General features: G+C 37.7%; 7 protein-coding genes and 1 pseudogene. All 8 read right to left on the bottom strand.

The window, feature by feature from the left end; all coding sequences use genetic code 11:
- Positions 1–130 (bottom strand): annotated as a pseudogene (locus BUB87_RS14270) (IS110 family transposase); the annotation flags it as partial.
- Between the two features lie 96 nt (positions 131–226).
- A complete protein-coding gene (locus BUB87_RS14450) occupies positions 227–397 on the bottom strand; it encodes a hypothetical protein (protein WP_159432428.1) in 171 nt (56 codons plus the stop codon).
- Between the two features lie 997 nt (positions 398–1,394).
- Positions 1,395–1,685 (bottom strand): hypothetical protein, encoded by a 291-nt coding sequence (locus BUB87_RS13355; protein ID WP_143156716.1) that lies wholly within the window; start codon positions 1,683–1,685, stop codon positions 1,395–1,397.
- A 351-nt stretch (positions 1,686–2,036) separates the two neighbouring features.
- A complete protein-coding gene (locus BUB87_RS13350) occupies positions 2,037–3,782 on the bottom strand; it encodes a TIM-barrel domain-containing protein (RefSeq protein ID WP_073346481.1) in 1,746 nt (581 codons plus the stop codon).
- Between the two features lie 92 nt (positions 3,783–3,874).
- Positions 3,875–4,615: a DUF1638 domain-containing protein gene (locus BUB87_RS13345; protein ID WP_073346479.1), complete on the bottom strand. Its 741-nt coding sequence runs from the start codon at positions 4,613–4,615 to the stop codon at positions 3,875–3,877.
- Positions 4,616–4,719: 104 nt separating this feature from the next.
- A complete protein-coding gene (locus tag BUB87_RS13340; protein ID WP_073346476.1) occupies positions 4,720–5,814 on the bottom strand; it encodes a GTP-binding protein in 1,095 nt (364 codons plus the stop codon).
- Positions 5,815–5,819: 5 nt separating this feature from the next.
- Positions 5,820–6,131 carry a thioredoxin family protein gene (locus BUB87_RS13335; RefSeq protein ID WP_073346474.1) on the bottom strand — a complete coding sequence of 104 codons (312 nt, stop codon included), beginning with the start codon at positions 6,129–6,131 and terminating at the stop codon, positions 5,820–5,822.
- Positions 6,132–6,135: 4 nt separating this feature from the next.
- Positions 6,136–7,509: a uroporphyrinogen decarboxylase family protein gene (locus tag BUB87_RS13330; protein ID WP_073346472.1), complete on the bottom strand. Its 1,374-nt coding sequence runs from the start codon at positions 7,507–7,509 to the stop codon at positions 6,136–6,138.
- Between the last annotated feature and the right edge of the window lie 507 nt (positions 7,510–8,016).

The raw sequence follows: 8,016 nt of genomic DNA, 5'->3' as shown, positions 1-8,016 counted from the left end.
GACGTTTACCGTACTCCACGCCCCTGTAATCAAATGCTCTGGCATGATGCTTTTCTTTAGCAATGTCCACTCCTACGATTAATGTTTTTTCTGTCACTTGCAAAATCTTTTCATTTTGTGTATACTTCATTTTAGTACCTCCTGTTTTTTTCAGTTAATTCGAGGTAAGTTCTAGAACTTACACTCTGTATTTTATCAGGAGGTACTTATTTTTTCAAAGTTCGTTTTAGCTCATTTTCGCCCATTTTAAATCATTACAGGAATGCTCCTTTCTTTTTATATGATTTTCAACACCATAAACGTCCATTTTTTCTTTAGCCAAATACCTTTCTCCTAATTCATAAGTGTAAGTCTGTAATGCTAATGCTTTGAATAACATTGCCTTGTCGTATATCATTTTATGAATACTTCTAAAAAAGCCTCGTATTTACTCGCCCCACATTAAATTATGTTACTTAACTAATGGATACCACAAATAACACAAATAGGACTGCAACACGACAGTGCTTCAACCTCAAACATAATTAATTCATCCTCTGTTATAACTTCTACCATAGGCTTACATATTTTTCCATCTCTTTCACCCCCATCTCCTTATCATTTGAATTACTTAAGCTCAAATATCTTTTTAAAAAAGGGGGAGGAAAATACGAGGGAGGGAGAATTTATATCTGAATTTTTTAAAACACTTTTAGAATACGCTCAACAAAATTTTCTACTTCTTTGGGTATTGAACAATCTTCAGCTTTATACCGACAATAACACTTACTGTTTAAAAATTCCTTGAAAACCTTCTTAACAAACTTTTTTGTTTATTTACAAGCCATTTTACCTTTTACATTTACAATTCCACTTCCATACCCGATACAACCCTAGCAATGCCCCCAACATCCCCCACAGCAGGACGTCATCAAGCCTATCCCACCCCTGCTTTTTACACGCACTAAATATGGAAAGCCTAATCCGAATGCAAGGCAAGTTGCTTATAACACTCTGCCTGCCGTACAGCAGGTATAGAATATATCCTGCTGCAAGCACATATCCGGCAATTAAGCTTCTTTCGGCATTCATCGTGTCTTGACTTCTTTGTAGGATATGTATAGCATATGGTTTCTCCTTCTATGTTTTTATATTATTTCTACACAAACCACGAAATTCCTTCTTTGTGCGTTTGTGGTTTGGACATCAATGTCCTTACACAGTCCTCCCCTACTTTGGACATGCATATCTAAAGCTGCGCTAATAATTATAAGCTGCTAAATTCTGACTCAGTTATTATCAAAATGGAACACCTGACTTTTTAGGAGGGTGTTCCTCTTCCATTAATCTCGATAACCTATTTAACACGCTTAATCCTAAGCCGTCTCCTTTTTTGTTCGAGCATTTCAATGTTCCTATTTACAAGCGGGTTTATAAATTTCTATTTCTCTCTTCAAGAACCTTTCAAGTTCTTCAAGCGTCATAGCTTTTATAGCGTCTTCAAATGTTACCGCATTTATGTCCTGTTTCCTAAGTTCCTCAATTCCCCTTTTCATGATTTCATTAGATTTATTTTTCAATGCTTCACGCATCGCTTTAACAGCTTCATCCTCATTGTCATGTTCTGAAATTATCATTACTACCCGGTATTTTCCATTGCCACACTGAATTACTTTATATCCATGCCCCATAGGTTTAATTTCCATACAACATCAAACTAAAAATATCCTAAAAAAGATATCAAATGTAAAAAAACGCCATAACATTTGCTATTACATTGGAAATATGCAGTTTTGAATGTGCAAAGTTTGTAATAAAACACCAACATTTTGCATTTGTGGAAACTAAACTTTCAATTTGCTTGTTACTTGCCGAATTCAAGTTTAATTATATATATGGTTGAGATTATTATACCCAAATACGCTTTACATGGATACTATATTCCTTTACCAGAGTCCTTAAACTCTAAAGATGCAGTTATAAAAAACGACGATAAACAATTCCAAAAAGAGATAGATAAGAAAAAAGACCACCTTGTAAAATGGTCTTTTAAGTTTTTATTTCATCTGATTTACATGTTCTTTTATATAATTTTGCCATATATAAGAAAGATATTGCCATTGAGCCTCTGATGGAACTTCAAAGGAAGACTCGAGATGGCTTACAAAATAAAGAGAAGGTACTCCTATATACGGTTGAGCCAACATGTAATTCCACCATTCATATAGATTTGTAGATGATGCATTGTCGCAATCAAGTACTTCCCATCCCGCTATACGTGATATCCGCGCTCTTATTCTCATGACCTTTTCTACATTTCTTGTGCCATACCATATATCGTTCAACCTAAGCACGTCACTAGATTCTCTAAAAAGCGGATTTGGTGTCTGCGTTTCAATCATCGCATCCTCTTTATTTTTATGAGTTTCATCGTACAGTATATACTGAAATCTTCGAATAAACTCTATACCATGCATATTTTTATACATCTTGCAACCTGGTTGTGATGTAATACTTCCTATCCAATCTTCTTTAAACCCATCTATTCCTATATCCTTTACAAGATGCCTTATCTGTTTTCTCAAAAACTCCTCATAAGCTGGATTCGTGACATCTGCACATATTGCATTCCCATAATTATCTTTTACGCAAAGTTCTTCCGGAATACCTTCTTTATGATAACCGGGTACCCATAAAAGTACATGTCTACCTTTTTTATGCTGCCTTTCTACAAACCCTTTTAAATCAGGCCATTTGTTTTCATCTACCTCAAATGTACCATAATATTTCTGCCATTTATCATCTATAACAATAGTGCCAACAGGCAAATTCCTCTTCTCAAGAATATCTATCCAGCTCTCATAGTTCGATTGAGTTGCTAACATTGATGCAGGGCATTTTTTCAAATGGGCTTGAAATGTCTGCTCTGCCCAGCCGCAGAATACTGGCATTCTATGCCAATCAGGGTTTTTATAAACTTTTTGCGTCCCATACTTTTTGCGATCTATCCAACCCACGTATTTTTCCATGGTTTCAAAAGGACTGTAGCCAAAGTGGAAGGATATCACAGGTGATGAAAAATGATCCTCTACACTAAGATAACCCAGGTAATTTACGTAGAATGAAGCTCCTGCATATAGTGAGCCAGTGAACTCAAAACTATTAAAGAGGTATTTACCAGGTTCTGTACCGATGCCCAAACCACACCACAGATCACATTCATCATCACCAAATGAAAGCATAAGAGGCGGCGGTGCAAATAAACCCTCTAATTGATGAGGTCCATACGCCAAAACAGGAGTATCACGTCCTATCCCCACGGATTGCGGCACTGATATGGTAAACTCATGTGTGTTGCCGTGGTTTACCGCGGGGTTAAAAACTTTCGGTACATATATAGTAGTATTAAAATCTATCCCCTGCGACTTACCATCATTCCAGAAATCCGATATCCCATTTGAGAAAAAGTAACATTTCCCCGGAGCACCTTTGCCGTATGCCTCATGATAATATTCAATGTAATCTTCAGAAAAAATCCACGTAAAACGTCTCTCTTCCCATATGCTGCTAGTAGCTGTAACCGTTATTTTATAACCGCCAACATCTTCCTTTATCTCTACTATATTAATATTGCCTATTTGCTCTTCCTCATTTAAGGTCGCAAGACCTGACACAATTGGCAATGTGAAAAAAGGCTTTCCTTCAACTCGAAGAACGAAAGCAAATGGTTTTGAGTTTTCATATACTATGCTATATTGTTTACCTTCCAGAGTAAACCCATCACCGCGATTTTTAAATAACACTATTCCCTTCCTCCCCTCACATAATATGATTTGTAATCAATCAAAAAGGAGCTTCATATTGCACATTTGGTGGTAGTGCAATCTGACTTTCATCAACAGATTTCATATTCGCTGCTGTCAGAAAGACCGATAATATCCTCCCGGTAAGTGGGTTTTATAGTTTTACCGGGAGAAACCACCAGGAATCTTTCCTCATCCCAACGGCCTTCTAGCATATCGCGTAGGAGACTGTCTGATCCTTCTACCACTTCCCATCTCCATTTTAAGAATTCTGCGCATTGACGAGTATATTCAACATATTCTACCGTATTAAACTGAGCCCAATTTATATAAATGGCATTTTCATACGCCTTCATCCAATTCTGTTCCATATCCATGAGATACTGAGCGTTGTCTTCTCCGTATTTTTCAACATAGTCCTTATACACCATATCATAACGTTCTTTCCCGGGCTGAATAGAATGTTCGATCCAGCCTGGAGAATACCAATAAATCCCACCATTATGGGAGTGAAAAATTTCTTGGTATTTTTCCTTTGATCCCAAAAGAAGGGTGATACAGTCATGGGCTCTCGGCACAACCAAAGAATATTTTTCACTTCTTATACCTACAATCCCATTGCTGCAAAGTCCATATCCCAAGCAAAGAGCATCGTAACTTTCATCTTCGGCTTCAATCTCATGAATGGCCTTTTGTAAAGTCCGCCTAAGCTTTTCCGGTTCATTATGAAGGGCTTGTCTAAGCCAATAAATATCGACAATGTTGCTGGACTTGTATGCCAGGTAATAAAGCTCTCTCAAGAGAACCTTACAGGCAATCACTTTTAATTTCATATCTGATCTCCTTTTTGTTTTTCAGATTTAGTCTCAAAATACCAGTTGTCCCGACGCTTTGAATCCTAACCAGTACCATAACAGAAAAGACGAAGGATTTTAATTTATTTTATCCTATATTTAGGCTCAGGCTTTTTGGGCTTAAAACTCTCTGTTTTTATCCCATCCATTTTAATGCCCCATTTGCTACATGTGTCCTTTAAAACTCTGTCTACATGGGATGCTAGTTTATCCGGGTCAATATTTATCCTGGCATTTACAATCAGGCTAACGTTCTTGGCTCTGTTTTTCATATACTGGCTAAAATCTATATCCTCATCTACCCCTGTTATGCTGGCTTTTGCATAATCCTCATCCGAAACAGCGTAAACTTTCAGGTGCGCAATTCCAGACTTTTGGGCACCCATACTTTCCTTTATAGACTTTAATAAATCAACAATAAACTGATTAAAATCAAGGTAGTCACTTCCCCTCAGAATAACACTGCTGTTAAGCCAGCCCAGGTATTCCTCAGCCTTTGCATAGATGTCATAATCCAAATCCATTGACACTCGATCTGTAGCCACAGAACCCAGTATGACAGACATGCATTCATCAATACCGGTTTCCTCTTTTGCGGAAATAGGCATAACCGTTGATCCTTTAAAGTTTTCTTTCAGAAAATCGCTGATAGATTTTACTTCCTGCTGTGTAAGCATATCAATCTTATTCAACAGGATTATATCAGCTTCTTCCAGCTGTTTTTTGAATAGGTAGTTGATCTCATCAGGAAATTCTACATCCCCTCCCGACAGCATAAACTTTTTAGCCCTCCTGGGGTCAACCACCACGCACAAGGGACTCAACTTAATTTCACTTGCAAAATTCAGCTTAAACGGCCTGAAAATCGTGGCCACTAGATCGGTACAGCTACCCACTGGTTCTGCCAAAATTATATCGGGCATCTCACTGTCTGCCAGGTTATTTATCCTGTCCACAAATTCGTCAAATTTGCAGCAAAAACATCCGCCTGTAACTTCTAACACCGACAACCCGGCACTTCTAAGAAAATTGGTATCAACCAGTTGACTGCCCTGGTCGTTGGTGACAATATCTACTTTTTTACCCTTTGAAATCAACTTTTTTGCCATGCTAAGTATGCATGTAGTCTTACCTGCACCCAAAAAGCCTCCAACTATTATCAGTTTAATGGCCGACATACAAATCAACCCTTTAACGATTTTATAGATTTTATAGTAGTCATCAATTGTTTTTTAGAGGGAATGTTCCCTGCGGTAATTTGTTCCCCGTTTATGAGCAACGCAGGAAACTTTTCCACTTCTAATCCCTCTATAAAACGCACCTGTTTTAAATCCTCTAATTCCAGCATCTCTATATCGACTTCTATCCCCTCATAGGAGCACTCCTTTTGGACCTTATCGAGTATCTCTTTTATAGCATCGCCTATAATTACGCAGGCAGTACAAGGCTCTTTTAAATAAACAAGCTGTATTTTGATCCCATGGTCTGTGGCCATTATTTTAATCCACCTCTGAAAACCTTTTTTGCTTGGCTTCCACAGCTTCCCTTATGGCATTTTTTAATTCATTTACATCTGGTATTATGCTGACATATTTTATTTCACCGTCTATAACTATGGTAGGTATATTCTTAACGCCCAGCTGAAGCATACAGACAACCGATTCTTTTTGCTTTATCTTATGCTCGACATATCTGACTTTATCACCAAAGTCCTTAGCAGCCTCCCTTACTGCTTCCATCATATACTGACAGGGGGCACAAGATTCAGAATCCAGCGTTATAACGTCTATGATTACCTGTCTCTCATTGACATAATCAGGTAACTTTACCTCAATGCCTTCCAGCACATTGGTATACTCTAAGAATTCAGCGACTTCTCCATGGACAAGGCTTGATATGGCCTGGATGTTCTCTACAGGTGTAGCATAAGGTATGTCGCAGCCGGGTGACAGAATATAGCCCTTTTTACCTCCTATGGACATGCAGTTTTCTGCATCTCTTATATTATCCAGGGGTGTACCGAAAAGCATTGTCACTGTAAGCTTAATATTACCTCCAAAAGAAACACCATACCTCTGGCACACTTCTTTTACATACTCCAGAGGAATATTTTCATCAATAGAAATATTATCGGGTTTGCATTTGCACATTTCTTCAATGTTATTTTTAGCATTGCCGCATACGAAAAAAGAACACGCTTTTTCTCTACTCTTTACATAATCAAATACCGTTGTAGCATATGGTGATACAAATTCCCTGAAATTAACTGGTGATATCTGTGATGTCATAGGATCTACCAGAGCTATGACGTCTACACCTGCATCCATATACATCCTGGAGGTATTTATGCATACATCCCTGCAAAAACCCATCAACTCGTGTACTTTTTCAGGTTCATCTACCATCTGGTAGAATATATCTGTACCCATCAAATGGAGTGCCAGAGTAAAAGGCCCTGTGACAAGACCGTATATCGCTATTTCTTTCCCTAAATCTTCACATATCCTCCTCATAGCTTCTAATACTATGGGAAATCTGCCATCCTTCTCCCCAGGAATTTTTAAATCTTTAATGGCTTTTCCTTCTTCTAACGGATGGGTTGCCACTGAAGGAGGATTGGTCTCTGCATACTTTAACTGACAACCAATCGCCTCTGCTTCAACTTGCAGGTCAAAGAGTGCCGGCAGACCGTCAGGGTTATACATCTCATATGCCTTTTTTACACCTTTTACGATATTTTCACTGCTCTTAAAGTACTCTTCTGCGTTAACGCCGATAAGTCTTGCTGCATGACATCCTACAAAGGGCACCCATGGAATTCTTTCAACTTCTTTATTGTGAATTGCCTCTAAAACCAGTTTTTTTGAATTCATTTTTAATTCCCCCTGATAACTCTGTGACTCTTTTAAATCTATTATAGTTAAATATAAATATATAATCATGTACTTTCTTATCATTTATTGTAAATTTGTAAGGATATTTTGATATTGTGAAAGTTCATCAACAAAATCTGGATTTAATATCATGTCCACTAGGAGATTTTCCATACCCCTCGTATAATATGATTTGTAATCAACCAAAAAGGTCGACCTTTAACAAGATTAATAAAGATCTTTGATATTTAAATATTGTTTCTTTAAATTTCACCATGATTAAATCTATCAAGTGCCACTTGATACTTATGCATACATCGCATAGCTACTACCCATGTTTGGGAAGATGGGTTGTCAAGCCCGAACGCAGTGAGTTCATTTTAGGCTTGACTACTCATCGACCAAACATATAATCCTCTCTGCGATGTATGCTCGATTGCTGCATTTTGTATTGTAGTACACGTATTCCCTCTTTCTTCTTCAGGTTGTCTCTGTTAAACTATCTCT

This window comes from Caldanaerobius fijiensis DSM 17918 (assembly GCF_900129075.1).
In the GTDB taxonomy this organism is placed as follows: Bacteria; Bacillota; Thermoanaerobacteria; order Thermoanaerobacterales; family Caldanaerobiaceae; genus Caldanaerobius; species Caldanaerobius fijiensis.
This window is presented reverse-complemented; position numbering and strand designations above follow the sequence as displayed.

What these genes read in the sequence shown, in the direction of transcription:
- BUB87_RS13345 (WP_073346479.1), bottom strand. Translation starts at nt 4,615, where the DNA reads ATGAAATTAAAAGTGATTGCCTGTAAGGTTCTCTTGAGAGAGCTTTAT.
- BUB87_RS13330 (WP_073346472.1), bottom strand. Translation starts at nt 7,509, where the DNA reads ATGAATTCAAAAAAACTGGTTTTAGAGGCAATTCACAATAAAGAAGTT.
- BUB87_RS14450 (WP_159432428.1), bottom strand. Translation starts at nt 397, where the DNA reads ATGATATACGACAAGGCAATGTTATTCAAAGCATTAGCATTACAGACT.
- BUB87_RS13340 (WP_073346476.1), bottom strand. Translation starts at nt 5,814, where the DNA reads ATGTCGGCCATTAAACTGATAATAGTTGGAGGCTTTTTGGGTGCAGGT.
- BUB87_RS13335 (WP_073346474.1), bottom strand. Translation starts at nt 6,131, where the DNA reads ATGGCCACAGACCATGGGATCAAAATACAGCTTGTTTATTTAAAAGAG.
- BUB87_RS13355 (WP_143156716.1), bottom strand. Translation starts at nt 1,685, where the DNA reads ATGGAAATTAAACCTATGGGGCATGGATATAAAGTAATTCAGTGTGGC.